This is a genomic window from Kribbella sp. NBC_01505 (assembly GCF_045040285.1).
Taxonomy (GTDB): Bacteria; Actinomycetota; Actinomycetes; order Propionibacteriales; family Kribbellaceae; genus Kribbella.
Genome location: NZ_CP109425.1, coordinates 365,960 through 388,191, shown reverse-complemented (window position 1 = coordinate 388,191; position 22,232 = coordinate 365,960). Strand labels below are relative to the sequence as shown.

Annotated in this window: 19 protein-coding genes; 13 read left to right on the top strand and 6 right to left on the bottom strand. The window is 67.4% G+C overall.

Features of this window, described 5'->3' with window-relative positions:
- The first annotated feature begins 67 nt into the window (after window positions 1–67).
- The 9 genes from OG474_RS01570 to OG474_RS01530 all read left to right on the top strand — a co-directional run bounded on the left by OG474_RS01570 (window position 68) and on the right by OG474_RS01530 (window position 9,759).
- On the top strand, window positions 68–1,579 hold the full coding sequence (locus OG474_RS01570) for an ABC transporter substrate-binding protein (RefSeq protein ID WP_405060352.1): 1,512 nt from the start codon (window positions 68–70) through the stop codon (window positions 1,577–1,579).
- 4 nt (window positions 1,580–1,583) lie between these two features.
- On the top strand, window positions 1,584–2,534 hold the full coding sequence (locus OG474_RS01565) for an ABC transporter permease (RefSeq protein ID WP_405060351.1): 951 nt from the start codon (window positions 1,584–1,586) through the stop codon (window positions 2,532–2,534).
- Window positions 2,531–3,349 (top strand): ABC transporter permease, encoded by an 819-nt coding sequence (locus OG474_RS01560; protein ID WP_405060350.1) that lies wholly within the window; start codon window positions 2,531–2,533, stop codon window positions 3,347–3,349. The genes OG474_RS01565 and OG474_RS01560 overlap by 4 nt, the downstream gene beginning before the upstream one ends.
- On the top strand, window positions 3,346–4,311 hold the full coding sequence (locus OG474_RS01555; protein WP_405060349.1) for an ABC transporter ATP-binding protein: 966 nt from the start codon (window positions 3,346–3,348) through the stop codon (window positions 4,309–4,311). Before OG474_RS01560 ends, OG474_RS01555 begins: the two co-directional genes overlap by 4 nt.
- Entirely contained in the window at window positions 4,304–5,143 is an 840-nt protein-coding gene (locus tag OG474_RS01550) for an ATP-binding cassette domain-containing protein (RefSeq protein WP_405060348.1), read from the top strand. The genes OG474_RS01555 and OG474_RS01550 overlap by 8 nt, the downstream gene beginning before the upstream one ends.
- Complete coding sequence (locus OG474_RS01545; protein ID WP_405060347.1) at window positions 5,140–6,573, top strand: aldehyde dehydrogenase family protein; 1,434 nt, start codon at window positions 5,140–5,142, stop codon at window positions 6,571–6,573. Before OG474_RS01550 ends, OG474_RS01545 begins: the two co-directional genes overlap by 4 nt.
- 15 nt (window positions 6,574–6,588) lie before the next feature.
- Window positions 6,589–7,389, top strand: coding sequence for an SDR family NAD(P)-dependent oxidoreductase (locus OG474_RS01540; protein WP_405060346.1), 801 nt, complete (start codon window positions 6,589–6,591; stop codon window positions 7,387–7,389).
- Between the two features lie 48 nt (window positions 7,390–7,437).
- The gene (locus tag OG474_RS01535) at window positions 7,438–8,814 is read left to right on the top strand and encodes an amidase (protein ID WP_405060345.1); all 1,377 of its coding nucleotides are present in this window, start codon (window positions 7,438–7,440) and stop codon (window positions 8,812–8,814) included.
- Window positions 8,815–8,913: 99 nt separating this feature from the next.
- A complete protein-coding gene (locus OG474_RS01530; protein ID WP_405060344.1) occupies window positions 8,914–9,759 on the top strand; it encodes a chitosanase in 846 nt (281 codons plus the stop codon).
- Window positions 9,760–9,769: 10 nt separating this feature from the next.
- Here the strand turns inward: OG474_RS01530 and OG474_RS01525 are convergent, their stop codons facing one another.
- Entirely contained in the window at window positions 9,770–10,654 is an 885-nt protein-coding gene (locus tag OG474_RS01525) for an NAD(P)-dependent oxidoreductase (RefSeq protein ID WP_405060343.1), read from the bottom strand.
- Between the two features lie 109 nt (window positions 10,655–10,763).
- Here OG474_RS01525 and OG474_RS01520 point away from each other — a divergent pair, with 109 nt between their 5' ends.
- Entirely contained in the window at window positions 10,764–11,144 is a 381-nt protein-coding gene (locus OG474_RS01520; protein WP_405060342.1) for a winged helix-turn-helix transcriptional regulator, read from the top strand.
- Window position 11,145: 1 nt separating this feature from the next.
- Window positions 11,146–12,996 carry a hypothetical protein gene (locus OG474_RS01515; RefSeq protein WP_405060341.1) on the top strand — a complete coding sequence of 617 codons (1,851 nt, stop codon included), beginning with the start codon at window positions 11,146–11,148 and terminating at the stop codon, window positions 12,994–12,996.
- Here OG474_RS01515 and OG474_RS01510 read toward each other — a convergent pair.
- From OG474_RS01510 to OG474_RS01500, 3 genes are all read right to left on the bottom strand, one after another.
- Window positions 12,921–14,411, bottom strand: a complete 1,491-nt coding sequence (locus OG474_RS01510) for an SDR family oxidoreductase (RefSeq protein WP_405060340.1) — start codon at window positions 14,409–14,411, stop codon at window positions 12,921–12,923. The genes OG474_RS01515 and OG474_RS01510 overlap by 76 nt on opposite strands.
- 36 nt (window positions 14,412–14,447) lie before the next feature.
- Window positions 14,448–16,451: a catalase gene (locus OG474_RS01505; protein WP_405060339.1), complete on the bottom strand. Its 2,004-nt coding sequence runs from the start codon at window positions 16,449–16,451 to the stop codon at window positions 14,448–14,450.
- Window positions 16,452–16,605: 154 nt separating this feature from the next.
- Entirely contained in the window at window positions 16,606–16,818 is a 213-nt protein-coding gene (locus OG474_RS01500; RefSeq protein WP_405060338.1) for a CDGSH iron-sulfur domain-containing protein, read from the bottom strand.
- A gap of 78 nt (window positions 16,819–16,896) precedes the next feature.
- Here OG474_RS01500 and OG474_RS01495 point away from each other — a divergent pair, with 78 nt between their 5' ends.
- Window positions 16,897–17,892 (top strand): iron-containing redox enzyme family protein, encoded by a 996-nt coding sequence (locus tag OG474_RS01495; RefSeq protein WP_405060337.1) that lies wholly within the window; start codon window positions 16,897–16,899, stop codon window positions 17,890–17,892.
- 5 nt (window positions 17,893–17,897) lie between these two features.
- Here the strand turns inward: OG474_RS01495 and OG474_RS01490 are convergent, their stop codons facing one another.
- Complete coding sequence (locus OG474_RS01490) at window positions 17,898–18,710, bottom strand: L,D-transpeptidase family protein (protein ID WP_405060336.1); 813 nt, start codon at window positions 18,708–18,710, stop codon at window positions 17,898–17,900.
- 171 nt (window positions 18,711–18,881) lie between these two features.
- Between OG474_RS01490 and OG474_RS01485 the strand changes: the two genes are divergently transcribed.
- Window positions 18,882–21,821 (top strand): AfsR/SARP family transcriptional regulator, encoded by a 2,940-nt coding sequence (locus OG474_RS01485; RefSeq protein ID WP_405060335.1) that lies wholly within the window; start codon window positions 18,882–18,884, stop codon window positions 21,819–21,821.
- On the opposite strand, the gene OG474_RS01480 is transcribed toward OG474_RS01485, so the two are convergent.
- Complete coding sequence (locus tag OG474_RS01480; RefSeq protein ID WP_405060334.1) at window positions 21,818–22,231, bottom strand: hypothetical protein; 414 nt, start codon at window positions 22,229–22,231, stop codon at window positions 21,818–21,820. The two genes, OG474_RS01485 and OG474_RS01480, sit on opposite strands and share 4 nt — an antisense overlap.
- Window position 22,232: the final 1 nt, after the last annotated feature.

Genomic DNA, 22,232 nt, shown 5'->3' with positions numbered 1-22,232 from the left:
CGCTGCCGACCGCGGTGGGCCGGGTCGGCAGAATGCGGCGAGAGTCCGGTGATCTGGAGGAGTTCGCGTGAAGTCGTACACCACTCGAGCGGTCGCGTTCGTCGCCTCCGCCGCATTGCTCGCCCTGACCGCCTGTTCGGCCGGTTCGAGTACGTCGGGCGGCGCGACGACCGGCGGTGACCAGTCACTGTCGCTCGGCCTGGTCGCGGAGCCGGCCAGCCTCGACTTCACCACCACCGACGGCGCGGCGATCCCGCAGGCGCTGCTCGGCAACCTCTACGAGAGCCTGGTCAAGCAGGACGAGTCCGGCAAGATCGTGCCCTCGCTGGCGAAGTCGTGGACGGTGTCGCCGGACCGCAAGACCTACACGTTCGACCTGGTCGACAACGCGAAGTTCACCAACGACAAGCCGTTCACCGCGGCCGACGCCGTCTTCAGCATCAACCGCGTGAAGACCGCCTGGACAACCTCGCTCAAGACCGCGATGGACGTCGTCCAAGAGGCCAAGGCGCTGTCGCCGACGCAGCTGCAGGTGACGCTGGCCAAGCCGAGCAACGGCTGGCTGTTCCGGATGACGACCCGGATCGGTGCGATGTTCTCCGAGACCGGTGTCAGCGCGCTGGCCACCGCACCGGTCGGCACCGGGCCGTACAAGTTCTCGAAGTGGAACCGCGGCGACTCGATCGTGCTGCAGCGCAACGACGCCTACTGGGGGACCAAGCCTTACTTCCAGCAGATCACGCTGAAGTACTTCAAGGACCCGACCGCGCTGAACAACGCGCTGCTCACCGGCACGATCAACGTGATCACCACGGTCCAGGCGCCGGAAGCGCTCAGCCAGTTCACCGGCAACTCGAAGTACCAGGTGATCGAGGGGACCACGAACGGCGAGGTGCTGCTGTCGTTCAACAACTCCCAGCCGGTCTTCCGCGACATCCGCACGCGGCAGGCGATCCGGCAGGCGATCGACCACAAGGCTTTGCTGGACACGTGTTTCGCCGGCCGCGGCAAGCTGATCGGTTCCATGGTCCCGCCGACCGACCCGTGGTACGAGGACCTGACCAACGTGGCGCCGTACGACGTGACCAAGGCGAAGGCATTGCTGCAGGCATCTGGCGCGGCCGGCGCCACGCTGCGGTTGCGGCTGCCCACTCTGCCGTATGCGATCTCCTGCGGTCAGGTGGTGAAGAGCCAGCTGGAGCAGGTCGGGCTGAAGGTGAAGATCGACAACCTGGAGTTCCCGGCGGCCTGGCTGAGCACGGTCTTCAAGAATGTCGACTACGACATGTCGATCATCGCGCACGTCGAGCCGCGTGACCTCGGTGCGGTGTTCAGCCCGACGTACTACACCCGCTACAACGACCCTGAGCTGCAGAAGCTCCTGGCCGCGGCGGACTCGGGCGACGAGGCCGCGCAGCTCGACAACATGAAGAAGGCGGGCAGGCGGCTGTCCGACCAGGCGGCGGGGGACTGGCTGTTCCTGCTGCCGAACCTGATCGTCGCGGACAAGAACCTGACCGGACTGCCGCAGAACGCGATCACCGAGAACTTCGACCTGTCCCGCCTCGCCCGGTCGTGACGCCGTGATTCTTCGCCTGATCGAGCGCACAGCTGTGCTCTTGATCAGTCTTGGAGTCAGCTCGGTGCTGGTCTTCGGGTTCATGGCTGTGCTCCCGGGTGACCCCGCCCGGGTCGCACTGGGCGTGAACGCGTCCGACGAGGCAGTGGCCGAGCTGCGTCGCCAGTTCGGGCTGGACCGGTCGCTGCCAGCCCAGTACGTCGATTGGCTCGGCGGACTGCTTCGGGGCGACCTCGGTACGTCGTACGTGTCGAAGGCCGCGATCGGACCGCAGGTGTTCGATCGGCTCCAGGTGACACTGCTACTGGTGCTGGCGGGGATGCTCATCGCGCTGGTGCTCGCCGTACCGGCCGGGACGGTGATGGCGGCGCGACACCGGCGACTGTCCGGGGTAGCGCTCTCTGCGCTCTCCCAGGTGGGCGTCGCCGTACCGGCGTTCCTTGCGGGCATCCTGCTGATCATGGTGTTCGCGGTGAAGCTCGGCTGGCTTCCGGCGAACGGGTGGACCCCACCGGCTGAAGACCCAGCACAGTTCCTCCGTCAGCTCGTACTGCCAGCGTTGTCGCTCGGATTGGTACAGGGCGCCGTACTGACGCGGTACGTGCGCAGTGCGGTGCTGGACGTGTTGCGGGAGGACTACCTGCGTACGGCGCGCGCGAAGGGGCTGCGACCGTTTCCAGCGTTGTGGCGGCACGGTCTGCGCAATGCCGCCGTACCGGTGGTGACTGTGCTCGGTCTGCAGCTCGCAACGCTGCTGATCGGCGCAGTGGTCGTGGAACGCGTTTTCGTCATCCCAGGCCTGGGCAGCCTGCTCCTGGATGGTGTGTCGCAGCGAGACCTCATTCTGGTGCAGGACGTAGTCATGGTGCTGGTGGTCGCCGTACTGCTGGTGAACTTCCTGGTCGACCTCCTGTACGTCGCCCTGGACCCGCGACTGCGGACGGGGTCGCGATGAGGCGACTGAACCCGAGCCTGGTCGCGGGCGGCGTGATTGTCGGAGTCATCGTCGCTATGGCGCTGCTGTCCTTCGTCTGGACCCCGTACGACGCGACGCTCGTCAGCCCGTTGGAGCGGCTGGCGCACCCGTCGTGGGAGCACTGGTTCGGGACGGACAAGTTCGGGCGGGACGTGTTCAGCCAGATCATGGTCGGGTCGCGGACCACGCTGTTCGTCGGAGTGGTCGCGGTAGGCGTGGCCGCGGTGATCGGCGTACCGCTTGGGGTACTGGCCGCGATGACTCCGCGCTGGCCGAGTGAGTTGATCATGCGGACCAACGACCTGCTGCTGGCGTTCCCGGCGCTGTTGCTGGCGATCATGTTCGGCGCGGTCTTCGGAGCGAGCACGCTGACCGCGATGGTTGCCATCGGCATCGCTTCGGTGCCGAGCTTCGCGCGAGTGATCCGGAGTGGAGCGCTGCAGGTGATGCGGACCGAGTACGTGCTGGCCGCGCGCGCAGCCGGCCGAAAGCCGTTCCCGATCGCCGCCCGGCACGTCCTGCCGAACGTGAGTAGCCTGGTGACAGTGCAGGCCTCAGTGTCGTTCGCGATCGCCGTTCTGGCCGAGGCAGCGCTCTCTTTCCTCGGCTATGGCACTCCGCCTCCGACGCCGTCCTGGGGCCGCATGCTCCAGGAGAGTCAGGAGTTCCTGTTCAGCGCGCCGCGGCTGGCCGTCTTCCCGGGGATCGCCATCGCCATCGCCGTACTGGGCTTCAATCTCCTCGGTGACGGCCTTCGTGACCGCTTCGACCCCAAGCTAGAAGATCGCCGATGACGACCGACGTACTGACAGTCCAAGGGCTCAACGTTTCCGTTGGCGACACCAGCCTCGTCTCCGATGTCGATCTGACGGTCGGTCCGGGGGAGCGGGTCGGGTTGATCGGCGAGTCCGGTTCGGGCAAGTCGCTCACCGCGCTCAGCATCCTCGGTCTGCTCCCCGACGAAGTGACCGCCACCGGCTCGGTCCACCTGACCGGTGTTGCCCACGACCTGATCGGCGCCGACGAGAGAGCGCTATCTCGGATCCGGGGCCGCGATCTCGCCATGGTCTTCCAGGAACCGATGACCGCGCTCAACCCCACCATGCGGATCGGCGACCAGATCGCCGAGTCCATGCTGATCCACCACACCCGCCCTAACAGAAGCGCCGCCCGCGCAGTCGCCGCTGACCTCCTCGAACGGGTCCAGCTCCCGGCCGATCTGCTCCGCGCCTACCCGCACCAACTGTCCGGCGGTCAACGTCAACGCATCGTCCTCGCGATCGCGCTGGCCAACGACCCGGCGCTCCTGATCTGCGACGAACCCACCACCGCCCTCGACGTCACCGTCCAAGCCCTTGTCCTCGATCTGATCCTGCAAGGCGTGCTGGCCCGCTCGTCGGCGTTGTTGTTCATCACCCACGACCTGGCCGTCGTCGCCACCGTCTGCGAACGAGTCCTGGTCATGTACGGCGGCCGCGTCGTCGAATCCGGCCCTGTCCGCGAAGTCTTCACCAACCCCCGCCATCGCTACACCCAAGGCCTCATAGCTGCTTCCAACCTGGAGACAGCCGACGCTCGCGGCCGCCTCACCACCATTCCCGGCAGCGTGCCTTCCGCCGGCCACTTCCCCTCTGGCTGCGTCTTCCGCAACCGCTGCCCGCACGCCACCGACCGCTGCGCGACCACCCCCGCCTGGTCCGGCACCCCCGCCACCGGCTACGCCTGCCACCACCCCGCCGGAGCGCCTCATGCCTGACACACCCGCCATTCAGGTGATCGACGTGGTCCGCGACTACCCCCGACCCCGTACGTCGCTCCTGCGCCCAGCCCCGGTCGTTCACGCACTGCGCGGGGTGAGCCTGGAGGTCAAGCAGGGCGAGCGCTTCGGCATCGTCGGTGAATCCGGCTGCGGCAAGTCGACACTGCTCCGCCTGATCGCCGCCCTCGACCGCCCGACCTCCGGCCAGATCGTTGTCGAAGGCACCGATATCACCAGCCTCCCCGAACGTCGGCTGCGGTTCCTCCGCGAGAACCTCCAGCTCGTCTTCCAGGACCCGATGAGCTCCCTCGACCCGCGCATGCGCGTCCGCGACATCATCGCCGAACCCCTTGTCGTACAAGGTCATCCCGCCTCGGGAGAGCGCGTTCGCGAGTTGCTGGACGCGGTCGGCCTGTCCGCGGACGCGGGCGATCGCTATCCGCATCAGTTCTCCGGCGGTCAGCGTCAGCGGATCTCGATCGCGCGAGCCCTGGCCCCGCGCCCACGCATCCTGGTCGCCGACGAACCGGTGAGCGCTCTCGACGTCTCCGTCCGCGCCCAGGTCCTCAACGTGATCTCCGATCTCGTCGACGAACTCGACCTCACGCTGATCTTCGTCTCCCACGACCTCTCCGTGGTCAAACACGTCTGCGACCGCGTCGCCGTCATGCACGCCGGCGAGATCGTCGAGACCGGCCCCACCGCCGACGTGTACGCCGCTCCCCAGCATCCCTACACCCAGCGCCTGGTCGCCGCGATCCCCACGCTCGAAAGAGCGCTCTCCGGCGCGACCACGGCCGACCTGCTAGCGAAGGGAGAATCCGCGTGAAGTTCCCGTCCGGCCTACCGATCGGCGAATCCTGGATCGCAGCACCCACGACCGCCCCGGTGACCTTCCCGTACGACGGTTCCACCGTCACCGAGGCGCCCGTCGGGGACACCGACCTCGCCCGCCAAGCCCTGGATCACGCGGTCGTCGTCCGGGAAACGGTCGGCCGCCTCCCGTCGTACGTGCGCCGAAATGTCTTGCAGGCAACGCATGCCGCGGTGCGGGCCGAGCGCGATGCCTTCGTCGATCTCCTCGTCCTCGAGACCGGCAAACCCCTCGTCGACTGTCGGGTGGAGATCGACCGGACGCTGCTCACCCTCGAGACAGCGGCCGAGGAAGTCGCCCGCCTCCACGGCGAGACAGTTCCGCTCGACCTCCTTCCGAGCGGCGAAGGCCTGCTCGGCTTCTGGGTCCGCAAGTCGATCGGTGTCGTCGTCGGCATCACCGGCTTCAACTACCCGTTGCTTCTCGCCGCGCACAAGATCGCTCCGGCCTTCGCAGCCGGCTGCCCGATCATCGTGAAGCCGGCCCCGCAGACCCCGCTCGCGACCCTTTGGCTCGTTCACCTCATGCGCTCCGCGCTGCTCGAGGCGGGAGCGCCAGAGAGCGCTCTCCAGTTGCTCACCGGCGGCGCTGACGTCGGCGCGACCCTCACTACCGACCACCGCATCGGCGCCGTCTCATTCACCGGCTCGGCCGCCGTCGGTCACCAGATCGCTCGTGATGCGGCGCCAACCAAGGTCCTCCTCGAACTCGGTTCGAACTCAGCCCTGGTCGTAGCCGAAGACGCCGATCTGGACGCCGCCGCCGACGCGATCATCCGCGGCGGGTACTACGCGTCCGGCCAAGCCTGCATCTCGGTCCAGCGAGTCCTTGCTGTCGAGTCGATTCGCGAACCCCTGCTGGAGAAACTCGGCGCCCGGCTACCAACCGTTGTCGTCGGCGACCCACGTGACCCGGCGACCCGAGTGTCCGCGCTCATCGATCCCCGCTCGACCGCTCGTGTCCTCGAATGGGTCGACGATGCCGTCCACGCCGGTGCGACCATCGTGTACCGCGCCGAAGGCGACATCCTCGGCCCGATCGTGCTGACCGACGTACCGTCCGGCCAGCCGGCCTGGGACGAGGAAATCTTCGGCCCGGTGATCGCGGTGCGTTCCGTTCCCGACCTGGAGAGCGCTTTCGCGACCGTGAACGCTTCGCGCTACGGCCTGCACGCCAGCGTCTTCACGGCCTCGCTAGACACGGCCTTCACGGCTATCGACCAACTCGACGTCGGGGGAGTCGTGATCAACGAGGTCCCCGGTTTCCGCTCCGACGTGATGCCGTACGGCGGCGTCAAGGACTCCGGGATCGGCCGCGAGGGCCCACGCTTCGCGATCGAGGAACTGACCACCACCCGGATGGCAATCATCCGCCCCCGTCCCTGAGAGGGTGTACCGGCTGTGACGGACTACGCGAACCTCTTCCGCCTCGATGGCAAGCACGCCCTGGTGATCGGCGCCGGCAGCGGCATCGGCCGAGAAAGCGCTCTCGCCCTCTCCGCCCACGGTGCCCAGGTCACGTGCGCGGACCGCGATCTCGCAGCGGCCGAATCGACTGCGTCGACCCGAGACCTCACGGTCGCCGGCGAACTCGGCACGCCCGACATCTCGGCGTACCAGCTGGATGTCCTCGACGACGACGCGATCACTCGAGCCGTCGCGGAACTCGATCCCGTCGACGTCCTCGTGTTCACCGCCGCGACCAACGTCCGAAAGCGGATTCTCGATTACACGATGGAAGAGTTCGACCGCGTCGTCTCACTCAACCTGCGGGCGTCCTTCCAGCTGATCCGTGCCTTCGGCAAGGACATGGCCGAGCGGGGGAGTGGCAGCATCATCGGCTTCAGCTCGATCCGCGGTACCACGGTCGAGCCCGGGCAATCGGTCTACGCGGCCACCAAGGCCGGTCTCGTACAGCTCCTCCGAACCGCCGCCGCCGAGCTCGGCTCCTCCGGCGTCCGCGCCAACGCGATCGCCCCGGGTGTGGTCGAAACCCCGCTCACCGCACAGATCAAGGCCAACCCCGCCTGGTACGACGCGTACGCGCAGAAGGGAGCGCTCTCTCGCTGGGCCCAGCCGAGCGAACTCGCCGGCGCAGTCGTCTACCTGGCCTCCGACGCCGCGAGCTTCGTCACCGGCAGCGTCCTCGCCGTCGACGGCGGCTGGACCGCGATGGACGGCCGTTTCGACCCGCCGAACTAGCAACGCGGCCCGATCCCGAGCACAACCCCCGATTCGCCAGGAGCGTGTATGAGTCTCGCCGATCTGACCGCGACCGAACTCCTCGAGCGCTACCGAGAGCGCTCTCTGTCGCCCGTCGAGGTGATCGAGGACGTACTCACCCGGGTCAACGAACTCGAACCACACCTCTGCGCGACCTACGCCCTCGATCCAGACGGCGCCCGCGCCGCAGCCCGCGACTCCGAGTCCCGCTGGCGCGACAACACCGCCGGCCCGCTGGACGGCGTACCGGTCACTGTTAAAGAGAACATCGCCACCCGCGGAACTCCAGTCCCACAAGGGACGGCCGCCACCGAACTCATCCCCGCCACCGAGGACGCGCCAGCTGCCGCCCGCCTTCGCGAGGCTGGTGCGGTGATCTTCAGCAAGACCACGATGCCGGAGTACGGGATGCTCTCGTCCGGGGTCTCCACCTTCCACCATCTGACCCGCAACCCTTGGGATGTCTCGAAGACGGCAGGCGGGTCGAGTGCTGGAGCCGCGGCTGCCGCGGCGGCCGGGTACGGTCCGATCCACATCGGCACCGACATTGGCGGCTCGATCCGACTGCCGGCCGGATGGTGCGGACTGGTGGGCCTCAAACCCACTCACGGCCGGATCGCCGTCGGAAACCCCTACCCAGGCAGGGCAATCGGCCCACTCACCCGTACGGCGGCCGACGCGGCGCTGGCGCTCTCGGTCATGTCGGGCTACGACCCGCGCGACCACACGTCGTACCCGGCAACTCCCGAGAACGGGCCAAGATCACCAGAGAGCGGTCTCCGCGTTGCTCTCCTCCTGGATGCCGGGCTCGGCCTCCCGGTCGACCCTGAGGTCACCGCAGCGGTCTCCGCAGCCGCCGCCGTCCTGGAGAAGGCCGGCGCGATCATCGAACCGATCGCCCCGATCATCACTCGCGAGATGCTCGACGGCCTCGACCGGTTCTGGCGGATCCGATCCGCTACCGACATCGCCGCACTCCCCGAAGAACGCCGGGCAAAGGTTCTCCCACAGATCCGCGACTGGGTCTCCACAGCCGGTGAGCTCACCGGGTCCGACGTCTTCCACGGCTACAGCCAGATGGGTGCGATGGCAGCCGCCGTCACCGCGATCTTCACCTCGTACGACGTGATCCTGTCACCGGTCGCCCCGATCACAGCGTTCCCGGCCGAGCTCGCCTACCCCACCGATGACCCGGCCAAGCCGTTCGAACACATCGCCTTCACGGTCCCCTACAACATGTCCGCCCACCCCGCCACCACCCTCAACGCGGGCTGGTCCAGCACCGGCCTCCCCATCGGCGCGCAGCTCGCCGTACCGCATCATCAAGACACCACAGCCCTGGCGCTGGCTGAATATTTGGATAGCGCTCTCCCAGCGCGACGCCCCTGGCCGACCGGCTTCTGATCGCACTCGCTGCCGATCGAGCTCTGGTCAGCACTGGCGTTCATCTGATAGGAAACTTTCCTATCAGATGATGTAACCGCTCTCATCGGGAGTCCTCCAGTGCGTACCCGCCCCGTGTCCGCAGCCTTCGCTGCCCTCGCTCTGCTCGCCACCGGCCTGACCGCCGCCGACGCCCTCAAGCCCAGCTCACCGCCCACCTCGCCCACTTCGGCCACCTCGGCGAACGGTGCCGCGGCCCTTGCCGGCCTGGACGACCCGGCCAAGAAGGACATTGCGATGCAACTCGTGTCCAGCGCGGAGAACTCGTCCCTGGACTGGCGAGCGCAGTACAAGTACATCGAGGACATCCACGACGGCCGCGGCTACACCGGCGGGATCATCGGCTTCACTTCGGGGACCGGCGACATGCTGGAGCTCGTCGAGCTCTACACGAATCGCAAGCCCAACAACCCGCTGGCCAGCTATCTCCCCGCGCTACGTGCGGTGAACGGCAGCGATTCGCTCGAGGGGCTCGACGGCTATCCGCAGGCGTGGGAGGAGGCGGCGCAGGACCAGGCGTTCCAGCAGGCCCAGAACGAGGAACGGGATCGCGTGTACTTCAACCCGGCCGTGCAGCAGGGCAACTCGGACGGCGTCGGCACGCTCGGCCAGTTCATCTACTACGACGCGCTGGTGGTGCACGGCGATGGGAGCGACCCCACTGCGTTCAGCTCGATTCGCAACCGCGCGAAGGCCCGCGCGGCGACCCCTGCCGATGGTGGGGACGAGACCACCTACCTGCACGCCTTCCTGGACGAGCGGGTGTGGGCGATGAAGCAGGAGCCGGCGCACGAAGACACCAGTCGGATCGACACCGCCCAGCGCGTCTTCCTCAACAACGGGAACCTCAACCTGAACACGCCGCTCGACTGGCACGTCTACGGCCAGCCGTTCCACATCTCCTAAGCAGCAGAGCTCAGGTGCGCGGACTACGGATCCCGTCGATGATGCGGGTCCAGTTGTCGCCCCCGTGCCCGTCCTCGATCGCACGGAGGTAGTGCGCCTGCACCGCCCGCGGGAGCGCGAGGTCGATACCGGCCGCCGCGCTCGCGCCGACGATGTGATCGGCGGTCGCGCTCATCATGGTGATCGTGCTCAGGTCCCCAGGATGCTTGCCTGCGTCGACGTCCGCACCAAAGTTCTCAGCGCCCGCCTCCAGCATCTCCGGGATACCGCGGACCGTCTGGAGTAGCTCCGGCAAAGCCTCGGCCGCGGTCACTCCCGCCGTACCGAGTAGTGCCGTCGCGTGCATCAGCGAGGAAAGCGTCGTCAGGAAGACGTCGAGCTGAGCCTGGTACATCAGTTGCGCCAGGCCCGGATCCTCGCCCAGATACCGCGGTGCTCCGATCAGAGAGAGCGCGATCTCGTGTTGCTCGAAAACAGCACGTGGGCCGCTGTAGTAGACGTAAGCCTGATCGGTCCCGACCATTGGCGCGGGGATCATCACCCCGCCGGTCAGAAACGTCGCCCCGTGCTCGGCTGCCCACTCCGCGGCCGACCGGGTGCGATCAGGAGTATCGGAGCTGAGGTTGACCAGGGTGCGGCCGGCCAGCGAATCGACGGCCGGCCCGAGTACGTCGTACATGGCCTGGTAATCGGTGAGGCTGAGAATCACGAGATCGCTGGCCCCGAGAGCGGTTGCCGGGCTCGAGGCGAGAAGCGCGCCGTCGGCAACGACCCCGGCGGCGCGAGCGGGGGTCCGGTTCCAGACGGTCACCGGGTTTCCGGCCGCGAGCAGGGTTCGGGTCATCGCCTGTCCCATCGGGCCGAGGCCGATGAGCGTGACGGGAGTGCGGGGCATGAGGCTCCTTGGTTGTTCGGTCGGTCGCCTCCATGCTCAGCTGTCGCCTAAGATCTCGGAAGTACGCACTATTTTCTGGGGTACTTACTTTTTGGTTAGTGGGGTTCGCGTGACCAAATCGGCGCGGCAAGGCCCGTACATCTGCGGTATCGACGCGGCGCTCGACGTCGTCAGCGGCAAGTGGAAGGGCCTCATCCTCTGGGAGCTCGACGCCCACGGCATCCGCCGCTTCGCGGAGCTGCGCCGCGGACTCCCCGGCGTCAGCGAGAAGATGCTGACCCAGCACCTGCGCGAGATGGAGCATGACGGCCTCGTCATCAGGACCGTGTACGCCGAGGTCCCGCCGCGGGTGGAGTATTCGCTCACCGACGACGGCCGCTCGCTCAACGCCGCCCTCGCACCGCTCGGCAGCTGGGGATCGACCCGGATCCGCAGCCAGGGGATCCCCATGGTCGACCACCAGGACGCCGCGGCAATGCCCCGCCCCTGATATGGACCTCTACCATTTCGAGCCGGTCGGCCGCGTCATCACGGCGCTCGGCCCAGCCGTCACCGGTACGCCGCTCACCGGTGCCAATAGCGGGTACGTCGTCACCCGGGGCCTCGCGCCATGCGCCGTGGCGGAGATCGGTCCCCGCGTGCGGCGACGAGTGAGCCTGCCGAACGGTCACGGCGGCTGGGGGATCGCGCTCTCCGACGAGGCAGTGTTCGTGGGCACCTATCCAACGGCGAACGTGCACCGCTGGGATCTGCGCTCCGGCGCGGTCACCAGCTTCGGCCGACTAGGTGAGGAAGAGTACGTCTTCGCGCTGGCTCTCGGCCACCGGCTCTACGCGGGAACCTATCCCGGTGGAAAGGTGTACGAGCTCGACGACGCGTCCGGAATGGTCCGCGACCTCGGCTCTCCCTTGCCTGCAGCAACCTACGTTCGCGCTCTCGCTGCTGACCCGGACCGCTCTCTGATCCACGTCGGGACCGGTTGCCCGGCACGCCTTCTGACGCTCGACCCAGCCACAGGGGCGACGCAAGAGCTACCGATCCTCGAACTGGCCGGTGAAGACTTCGTCTACGCCCTCGCAATCGCCGGGGATCTCGTTGCCTGCGGCACCGAACCCGGCGGCCTGCTGATCGTCCTCGACCGCGGAACGCCGTACCAGGTGATCGAAACCCACGAACGAACCATCGACACGATCGCCATCGACGGTCGGATTGTCTGGTGCACCGGGAGACCGAGCGGTTCGCTCTTCCGCTACGACACCGCGACCGGCCAACTCGATCGGGTCTGTACACCGCTGCCCGGCCAAGAAACCCGAAGTCTCGCCGTGGACGCAGACGGCGTTTCCGGCATCTCCGGCGGCGGCCAATCCTGGCGCTGGTCAGGCCAGACCACGACCGTCATCGACCTCGGCCAACGAGGGCTTCCCGCCCACGTCGAACCGCCGCAATCCGTTTGCACACTGGGAGATGAGGTCTTAGTAGGCGGCAATTTCGGCCTCTGCGTCCACCGGCCGACCGAGCCGAGCATGCGCCGGTACGTCGTCGACGGCGAACCCAAGGCAATGGTGTCGACCGGCGATGCCGCTTACCTCGCGCTGTACCCCGGCGCCGGAATCTGCCGCTACGAGCCTCAGACCGAGACGATCAGCCAGATCGGAAAGATCGGCGGCCTCTCGAATCGCCCGCGCGACATCGCCTGGTCACCCGAACTCGACCTGGTCCTGGTTGCCACCCGCAACCAATACGGCCATCGCGGTGGCGCGCTCGCCGTCATCACCGCGGCGACAGGCACCATCGAACGGTACGACGATCTCCTCGAAGATCACGCTCTCTCCGCTCTCGCGCTCGGCGGCGGCACCGTGATCATCGGCAGCGAAACGATTGCGGACGGGCTGGAGCCAGCGACTGCCAACGCGCTCCTCGCCGGATTCGACCTGCTCGAACGACGGCTCCGCTGGACCTGGCGCCCGCTGGCCGAGGTCACGCAGTACACAAGCCTGGCCTGGCACCGCAACCTCCTGTACGGCGTCACCCGCGACGGCCGCCTGTTCGCTGCCGCCCCCGAAACGCCGCAGCTCGTCGCGCTCGGACACATCGACTGTGCCGAGCCCGGCCGACTGATCGAGGTCGACGATCGCCTTTACCTCGCCACGGAAGACGCAATCCTGCAAGTGGAAGCAGACCTGTCCACCACGGAGATCCTCACCGGCCTGGCCAGCGAGTGGCACAACGCCCCCCAACTGGCCGCGAACCCAACCACCGGAGACCTCTACGCCTGCGGCCGCGAACTACCGGCGGCCGCCTCGGCGATGTTGCGTTGCATGCCGCCGAACACGACGCCGTGAAACGGTTTGATGGCCCACCAGTACAGGTGACCGGGGAGACCGTGAGGATGGAACAGCGCACGCTGCCGGAAGATCGTGTTGCCGGCCTCGTCGTGATCGACAACGAGCTCCAACCAGGCCAGGCCGGGAAGCCGCATCTCCGCGCGCAGGCGCAGCAGTTTGAGGTGTTCGACGTCCTCGACGCGCCACCAGTCAAGGGGATCACCAACTGAGAGGTCCCGTGGATTGCGTCTGCCGCGACGCAGACCCGGACCACCGAACAGACGGTCGAGCAGACCCCGCGCCCACCAGCCCAGTCGCCACGAGTACCAGCCGTTGCCGCCGCCGATGCCTTCGATCACGGTCCAGAGTCGCTCGGGGCTGGCCGGTACGACGCTTGAACGCTCGTCGACGTACAGCGAACCTCCGGACCAATCCGGATCGCTCGGTAGTGGGTCGCTCGGTGTGCCGGGTGTCGCTGCGGACGCCCATGTCGTGGTGACGTCGAGCTCCTGGACTTTCTTCAGCGCCAGCTCCACCGCGCGGTCGAACCCGGTCAGGCCCGGTTCGGGATCGGCGACGTACTTGGCGATGTCGTGTTCCTTGCAGACGACCTCATGAATCAGGCTGTCGACAAGCGGACGCGCGATGCTGCTGGGTACAGGAGTGACCAGTCCGACCCAATGGCTGGACAGCGAAACCGTCAGCAGGGGGAGTGTGACGATACGACGTTGGTTGAGTCCGGCAACCTTCGCGTACCGCTGCATCATGTCGCGGTAGGTGAGGACGTCCGGACCGCCGATGTCGAAGCCCCTGCTCACATCCGCGGGCATCGCGGCGCTGCCCACCAGATAGTGCAGGACGTCGCGGACGGCGATCGGCTGGATCCTGGTGCTCAGCCAGCGCGGCGTGACCATCACCGGCAGCCGGTCGGTGAGGTGCCGCAGCATCTCGAAGGACGCGGAACCCGAGCCGAGGATGACGGCGGCTCGCAGCACGGTGACCGGTACGCCGGACGCCAGCAGGATCTCACCGACCTCGCGGCGCGAGTCCAGATGCGGCGAGAGCTCCTCACCTTCCGGATAAAGACCGCCGAGATAGACGATGCGTCGTACGCCGGCTTCCCGCGCAGCGGTCGCGAACGTCAGCGCGTTGTGCCGGTCCGTGGCCTCGAATCGGCGCCCGGTTCCCAGTGAATGGATGAGGTAGTACGCGACGTCGACGCCCGCCATCGCGGCGCGAAGCTGCTCGGCGTCACCCGCGTCGGCCTCCGCGACCTCGACCTCGCCGTACCAGGGGCGATCACGGAGGCGTCGCGGGTTGCGAGCCATCGCCCGGACGTCGTACCCGGCCCGCAAGAGCTCCGGAACCAGCCTCCCGCCGATATAGCCGGTCACCCCGGTGACCAGGGCTACCCCCGATTTCGACTGCTGCATGACATCCCTTCCGCTGGAAAGCCCCGGCCGTCACAGTTAGACGCGGTCCCAGGATCGGTGCAGGCCGACGGCTGCGAAGAGCTCTGTGGTGTAGGGCTTCGCGATCGTTTCACCGAGCACGATGCCGGGTGCGGTGACGTCGATACCGGCCGCGGTGAGGACCTCGACGCCGTCGCCCCAGGCGCCGATCACCTTGCAGTGGCGGAACAGTTCGCCGAGCAGGACGGTCAGTTTGGCGTCCGTCAGCGACGGGATGCCGGCGGCAACGATCACGGCGTCGTACTCGATCGATCGCGTGGTCAGGAAGGTCCGCTCGACAGTCTGTCGCGTCCTGGCCCGCTTGACCTCGCCGCCTACGGGAGCCACCAGCCTCAGTACGGCGCCTTGGGCCTCGACCGCGCGCCGGAGTTTGGTGATGCCGGCCAGGTCGGCGCCATCGGCACCGATCACGCCGATCACCCGTCCCGTGATCGGTCCGGGTTCGACGATGATCTGGGAGAGCGCGGGGGAGGGAACGACACCGGTGGCGGGCGCGCCGTCCGGTGCCGGCAGACCGAGACCGGCGGCGACGGCCGCGCAGAGCTCGGCGTCGACATTGGCGAGGACGCCGAGCATGCGTTCGCGGATCGGTTGCTCGTAGCACTTACCGAGCTCGAAGGTGAACGACTCGACGATGTGGGCCCGCTCGACCTCGGTCATACTTGCCCAGAACAACGAGGCCTGTGAGAAGTGGTCGGCGAACGAGGCCGGGTTCTCCCGCACCTTGGCGCCGGTGATCTCGCGGGGGACGTGGACGAAGGCGCCCTCGCTCACCTCGGCGGGTACGGGTTCGCCTTCGGCGCCGAGACTGTTGGGCAGGTACGGCGCGATGCCGCGAGGGACCGCGGTCTGGTGCATCCCGTCGCGGAGGTTGTCGTTCACCGCGGCGTGCGGGCAGTTGATCGGCAACTGGGTGAAATTAGGCCCGCCGAGCCGCGTCAGCTGGGTGTCGAGGTAGGAGAACAGCCGGGCCTGCATCAGCGGGTCGTCGGTGACCTCGATGCCCGGGACGAGGTTGCCGGTGTGGAACGCGACCTGCTCGGTCTCGGCGAAGTAGTTCGTGGGATTGCGGTCGAGGCTGAGCTTGCCGACCAGCTGGACCTCACACAGCTCCTCGGGGACCAGCTTCGTCGGGTCGAGCAGGTCGATGCCCTCGAAGGTCTGCTCCGCGGTGTCCGGCATGATCTGCAGGCCGAGCTCGAACTCCAGCGGCGCTCCGGCGTCGATGCCGTCCGCCAGGTCGCGGCGGTGGAAGTCAGGATCGGTCCCGGCGGCGAGCTGCGCCTCTTCCCAGACCAGCGAGTGGACCCCGGCGACCGGCTTCCAGTGGAACTTGACCAGGCTGGTCTCACCCTTCGCGTTCACCAGCCGGAAGGTATGGACCCCGAAGCCTTCCATCGTCCGGTAGGAGCGCGGAATGCCGCGGTCGGACATCGCCCACATGACGTGGTGGGTCGCCTCGGTGTGCAGCGAGACGAAGTCCCAGAACGTGTCGTGCGCGGACTGGGCCTGCGGGATCTCCCGGTCGGGATGCGGCTTGCCGGCGTGAATGATGTCGGGGAACTTGATCCCGTCCTGGATGAAGAAGACCGGCATGTTGTTGCCGACCAGGTCGAAGTTCCCTTCGTCGGTGTAGAACTTCACTGCGAAGCCCCGGACGTCGCGAACGGTGTCGGCCGACCCCCGCGAGCCCAGCACGGTCGAGAACCGGGCGAAGACCGGCGTCTGCCGGCCGCGCTGCAGGAAGCCGGCCTGAGTGACCGTTGCCGCATTCCCGTACGACGTGAACGTTCCGTGTGCAGCCGCTCCCCGTGCGTGCACGACGCGCTCCGGGATCCGTTCGTGGTCGAAGTGGGTGATCTTCTCGCGAAGATGGAAGTCGTCCATCAGCGTCGGGCCGCGCGACCCCGCCTTCAGCGAATGGTCGGTGTCCGGGAGCCGGACGCCCTGCGCGGTGGTGAGCAGCGAGCTGGTCTGGAGCCTGCCCTCAGCTGCCTCCACCGGACGGTCCTCCGTACGGCGCGCGGGTGCTGCGGGCGCCGCGCTCGATCGACGAGGAGCGCTGGAAGCTTTGCGTTTCGGGGGCATGCGGTTCCTCCTGAGAGATGCTGACCGCACCCGGTACCCCCGACGTACACATCTTTGCCCGGGCTGCTCAGTCGCGGTTGTGGCGGGTGAGCACGGCGTGCGTGCCATCGCAGAGCGGGGCTATGGCTGAGCGGCCGCAGCGGCAGAGAGCGATGGTACGGCGCTCGGTCGGGACCGGGTTGCCGTCTTCGTCGAGGAGTTCGAAGTCACCGCGGACCAGGATCGGGCCGTCGGGATAGGCGCGGATCACGGTGGCGGGGTCCTCGGCGTTCGTCGTCATACCTGTGCAGTACCCATCGGTCACACGGTTTCTGCTCGGGGTACCGGTGCGCAGCTTTGATGGAACGAGGAGACGCGAATGCAGGTACCACCCCCACGGGGACCACTCAGCGGTTGGCTGATCAGCCGGCTGGCGGGGCGCCGTACCGAGGAAGTTACTGTCTACGGATCGAGTGAGCCGTGGGCGGACGACGATCTGCAGCTCGCGCTGTGGATCGCGTACGAGTTGCACTATCGGGGCTTCGAGGACGCGGTGGTCGACGGCCAGTGGCATCCGGAGATCATTGCCTTCCGCACCCAGTTGGAGCAGCCGTGGACGGCGTGGCTGGAGGCGAACTGCCGGACGCTGCCGAGCGACGTACCGGGCGACGTACCAGTCGCGGAGCAGTTGCGTGCGTTGATCGATGCCGACGACGGGCCGAAGCTGTCGGCCTATCTGCGCCGGCACGCGACTCTCGAGGAGTTCCGCGAGTTCGTCCTGAATCGGTCCGTGTACCAGCTGAAGGAGGCCGATCCGCACAGCTTCGGCATCCCGCGGCTCGACGGCGCCGCGAAGGCCGCGCTGGTAGAGATCCAGTCCGACGAGTACGGCGCCGGCCGTGCCGAACGCATGCATGCGGAGCTGTTCCGGACCACGATGGGATGGCTCGGTCTGAACGATGCCTACGGCCACTATGTGCCGGAGGTCCCCGCGGTCACGCTGGCGATCTCCAACGTGATGTCGCTGTTCGCGATGCATCAGCGCTGGACGCCCGCCCTGCTCGGCCACCTGGCCGCACTCGAGATGACCTCGACCCTCCCGAACCGCCAGTACGCCGCCGGCGCGCTCCGGCTCGGCGCAACGGACGCACAGGCCCGCTACTTCACCGAACACGTCGAAGCGGACGCAGTCCACGAACAGATCGCCGCTCACGACCTGTGCGGCAACTATGTCCGCGAGCACCCGTCCGCGATCGGCGACGTACTCTTCGGCGCCAGCTGCTCACTCGCCCTGGACAACCTGTTCGCCCAACACCTACTGACCACCTGGCAACCCAACTCAGCAGCCTTACATCGGACGGCTGGGCGTTCGTAGGCTGTTCAGCTCCACTGATACTTCCCGTAGACGGAGACCGTCGTACCGATCGGGGTGTCGGCGAAGATGTGATGGATTTCCGGGCGCAGGACGCGGACGCAGCGGTGGCTGGCCGGGTACGGCTTGATCAGCGAGTTGACGCGAGATCCGTGGAGAGCGATTCCCGGGCGATCTTTGAGGAAGTAGAGCGAGTCGTACATGTAGGCGTCCTCGTACAGGCTGCTCTCGTGCGCGCCGGCCCACTTGCGCCAGACCTTGCCGGTCCGGTTCGGGGTGTCGTACCCGGGAGCGCCGGTCGAGATCCAGACGATCCGCTTGTACTGCTTGTTGACGATCTGGTACAGCACCTGGCAGGTCTTGTTGACGTAGATGCCGTCCGGGCGGGTCGGCGTCGGCTTCGCGGTCGCGTTGATCACCGAGTACGCCTCGTCCAGGCTCAGGCCCTTGCGGCTGATCGGCATGCCGTTCGTCTCACGCCAGGCGCACAACGCCTGCCGGCCGCGCACGGTGATGTCGCCGTCGGCGTCGCCGACCGGGTAGCCGAGCTTCGCCAGCTTCTGCTCGACCTTCAGCGCGTAGTACTGCGGTTTGTGCGGGTTCTTCGGCTTCTTCGTCGGCTTGACGGTGGGCGTGGCTGTGGGCTTCGCGGTGGGCGTTGCCGTCGGTGTGCTGGCCGCCGGGGCGCTGGGCGTCGGCGTACTGGCGGTCGTCTTCCCGGGCGGTGGGGAGCTCGTCTCGCTGGCGGCCACATCCGAACAGCCGACCAGGACGAACGACGTAACGACGGCACCAGCTACCAGACCATGTCGACGAGACATGATTCCCCTCTCCCTCGAGCACCTTCAAGAGTTGCAGAACCACGCCGAGTGAGCGCGCAGCGACCCGCCGAGACTAGTGTCCGGGGGATTCAGCGTCGCGGGATCGCGCTCTCCCGTCACCGAACCGTTGTCAAGCACCCTCGCGAACTCCGGCCCTGCCAGACTGGGCCGATGGAGTTCCGCGTCCTCGGCCCGCTCGAGATCGTCGTCGACGGACGAACGATCCCGGCGCTCGCGCCGCGCCTGCAGACGCTGCTCGCGACGCTGCTCCTGCGCCCGCACCGGGTCGTCTCGGTCGACGAACTCATCGATCGGCTCTGGCCCGAGGACACCCAGCCGGCAAATCCCAAAGCCTCACTGCACACCTATGTACGGCGCCTGCGCGAGATCGTCGGCGCCGATCTACTGCTGACCCGCGGCCAGGGCTACCTGCTGGCGGCCGAACCGACCGATCTCGTCGCGTTCCGCGCAGGCGTGGCCGAGGCCGCCGCTGCCCCTGTCCGGCAGGTCGAGCATCTGCGGAAGGCCCTCGATCAGTGGCGTGGGGAAGCGCTCTCTGTTGATCCCTACGTTGCTGTTGGGCTGAACGAGGAGCGGCTGGCCGCTGTTGAGCAGTACTACGACGCTCGGCTGGCTCGCGGCGATCACGCGGACGTACTGCCCGAGCTTCAAACCCTGTCCGCCCAGGAACCCTTGCGGGAACGGCTCGGCGGGCTGCTGATGATCGCGCTCTATCGCTGCGGACGCCAGGCCGAGGCACTTTCGGCGTACGACGCGATCGCTGCGCGGCTTGCGGAGGAGTTCGGGCTAGATCCAGGCGACGAACTGCGCCGGCTTCGACAGGCAATCCTCACCTCGGCCTTGGAAGCGGCTCCCGCCTCCCCCTCGGAGGATTGGAATCGGCAGAATCAGCTCCCGCTCGATATCCGGCAACTCGTCGGGCGAGACGGTCTCGTCGCGGAGGTTGCGAAGCTGGTCTCCACGACTGACGGCGTACCGGTTGTGGTGCTCTCCGGTGCTCCGGGAGTCGGAAAGAGCGCTCTCTGCGTTCGCGTCGCGCATCAGCTGGTCGAGCAGTTCCCGGACGGTCAATGGTTCGTCCGGCTCCGAGGCGCATCGGGTCAGCCGCGGCGCGCGGGCGACGTACTGGCTGAGCTGTTGCGTTCTTCGGGCGTCGATCCTTCGGTGATTCCCGACGAACTGGATGATCGGGCGGCGATGTTCCGGGCTCGCCTCGCGGATCGCAGTGTGCTTCTAGTACTCGATGACGCGCGGGATGCGGCGCAGGTTCGGCCGCTGCTGCCGGGGCGAGCCGGGAGCGCGGTGATCGTGACGAGCCGCAGCGCGCTGGGCGGCCTGGTGGCGCTCGATGGGGCGATCGGCGTGCGGGTCTCGACATTGACCGACGATGACAGTGCCTCGCTGATCAGTTTGTTGCTCGATGCAACTGATTCCGGTGCTGCTGTTCGAGAGTTGGCAGCTGCCTGCTCCGGTCTGCCGCTGGCGCTACGGATCGCCGGCGCGAACGCCGCTCGCGGTTCAGTCTCCGAGTACGTCGCTCGTCTGCGTTCTGCCGGTGCATTGCCGATGCTCGCCATTGACGACGACATCGCGGTCAGTGCCGCGTTCCAGACGTCGTACGAGCTTCTTGAACCCTTTGTCCAGCGGGGTTTCCGGCTGCTGTCCCAATTCCCTGGTGCCGAATTCGGTGCGGATGCGGCCGCCGCACTGATCGGCGTAGACCATTCCCTCGTCCTTGGGAGCCTCGAAGCCGCCAGCTTCCTGGAGCCGGTCGGCGAGGGCCGCTACCTGATGCACGACCTCGTCAAGGAGTACGCCGGCCTGCTCGACGCGCCCGACCTCGACGCCTGGAACGCCTTGTGCAGCTGGTATGTCGGTACGGCGGATGCCGCGATCAGCGGGTTGTTCCCGAACGCGGTCCGGCTGCCGATCACGGCGTACGACGGCGTGGTCGTCGGCGACGCGGAGACCTGGCTGGAGGCGGAGCTGGCCAACCTCGAAGCGGTCGCCACCGAGGCACTCCGGATCGGTCCGGCCGAGGTCGTCTGGCTGCTCGCGGACATCGTCCGGCCGTATCTCTACCACCACAGCCTGATCAGCATCTGGCGCAATCTGGTCGAACTCGGCGCTGCAGCCGCTCCGGACACCCGAGGGTGTGGTGCGATCGAGCATGCCCGCGGCGTGCTCGCGCGGATCACCGGCGACGCGGTCAGCGCGACGGAACACAGCACCCGAGCCATCGCGCTGTACCGCGAGAGCGGCTTCTCAGTGGGGGAGGCCGCGCTCTTGTGCAATCTCGGGCTCTCCTACAACGACCGGGGGCAGCTCCGGAAGTCGTCCGAGCTGCTCGCGGCCGGGATCGCGCTCTTCCGTTCGCTGGGCGAACTCGATCGACTGCCGGTCGCGCTGCTGAACCAGTCGCTCAACTACCTGCATCTCGGCAAGTTCTACGAGTGCATCGAGTGTGCGACGGAGAGCCTGGAGCTGGGGCTGACCGATCAGGGCTGGGTCGCTCGGGTGAACCGGGCGGCGGCGTACACGGATCTGGGGGAGTACGACAAAGCCGAGGCCGACATGGCACTGCCGCCGGGTGACAATCGCCTGGACGTGATCAGCTGGCGCAACTCGCTCGCCGAGGTCGATCGCTCCCGACGCAACTACCCGGCCGCGCTGGCGCATGCCACCGAGGCGCTCAGGCTCAGCCTCGAGATCACGTCGCCGTACCACGAGTGCTTCAGCCGGCTCGTCCTCGGCGAGATCAACCTGGCAGCCGGCGATCTACCCGCCGCCCAGGTGCACCTCGCGCAAGCCGAACTGATGGCTCGCGAGGCCGGCTACGGCACGATGCTCGCGGACACCCACGGCTGGCAGGCCCTCTGCCTCTACCGCGCCGGCGACCCTTCGAGCGCGCTCGAGTTAGGCCGCACCGCACTGGCCGAGGTCGAGGCCGTCGAATACGCAGTCGGCCAGTACCACGTCAACGCATTGCTAGCCGACTGCTACCGAACCCTCGGCCACCCCGAACAGGCCGCCGTACACCAGTCCGCCGCCGACGAAATGCGGCAGCGGACAGGCTACGTCCCGGCCTAGAGCCCGAGGTCGCGCAGGAACTCCGGCTTGTACGCCTGCAGCACGACGTACCGCGGATCCGGCACCTCCATGCCAGCGTTCTTGGCCTCGTCACTAGCCGCGTCGTGCTCACCAACCGGCACGCTCGGATCAGTCCACTCCTGCTCGGCCGCATTCCACCGAGTCACCGTGTACTCCGCCGTAAGGTTGTCGCCCGCAACAAGCTCCTTGACGGTCCGCTCCGCCTCCAACGCATCCTCAAGAGTCTGCGTGTACAGCAGCATCCTGTTCCCGTCCCGCGTCACCGTGACCTGACTACCGAGCCGCTTCCGCGCATCGTCATCCAGATCCAGCGCCCGCACCCGATCCCAGAACGTCAGCCCATGCTCCTCATTGCCGAGCACAACCTCAACCCGAAACTCATCCGCCATG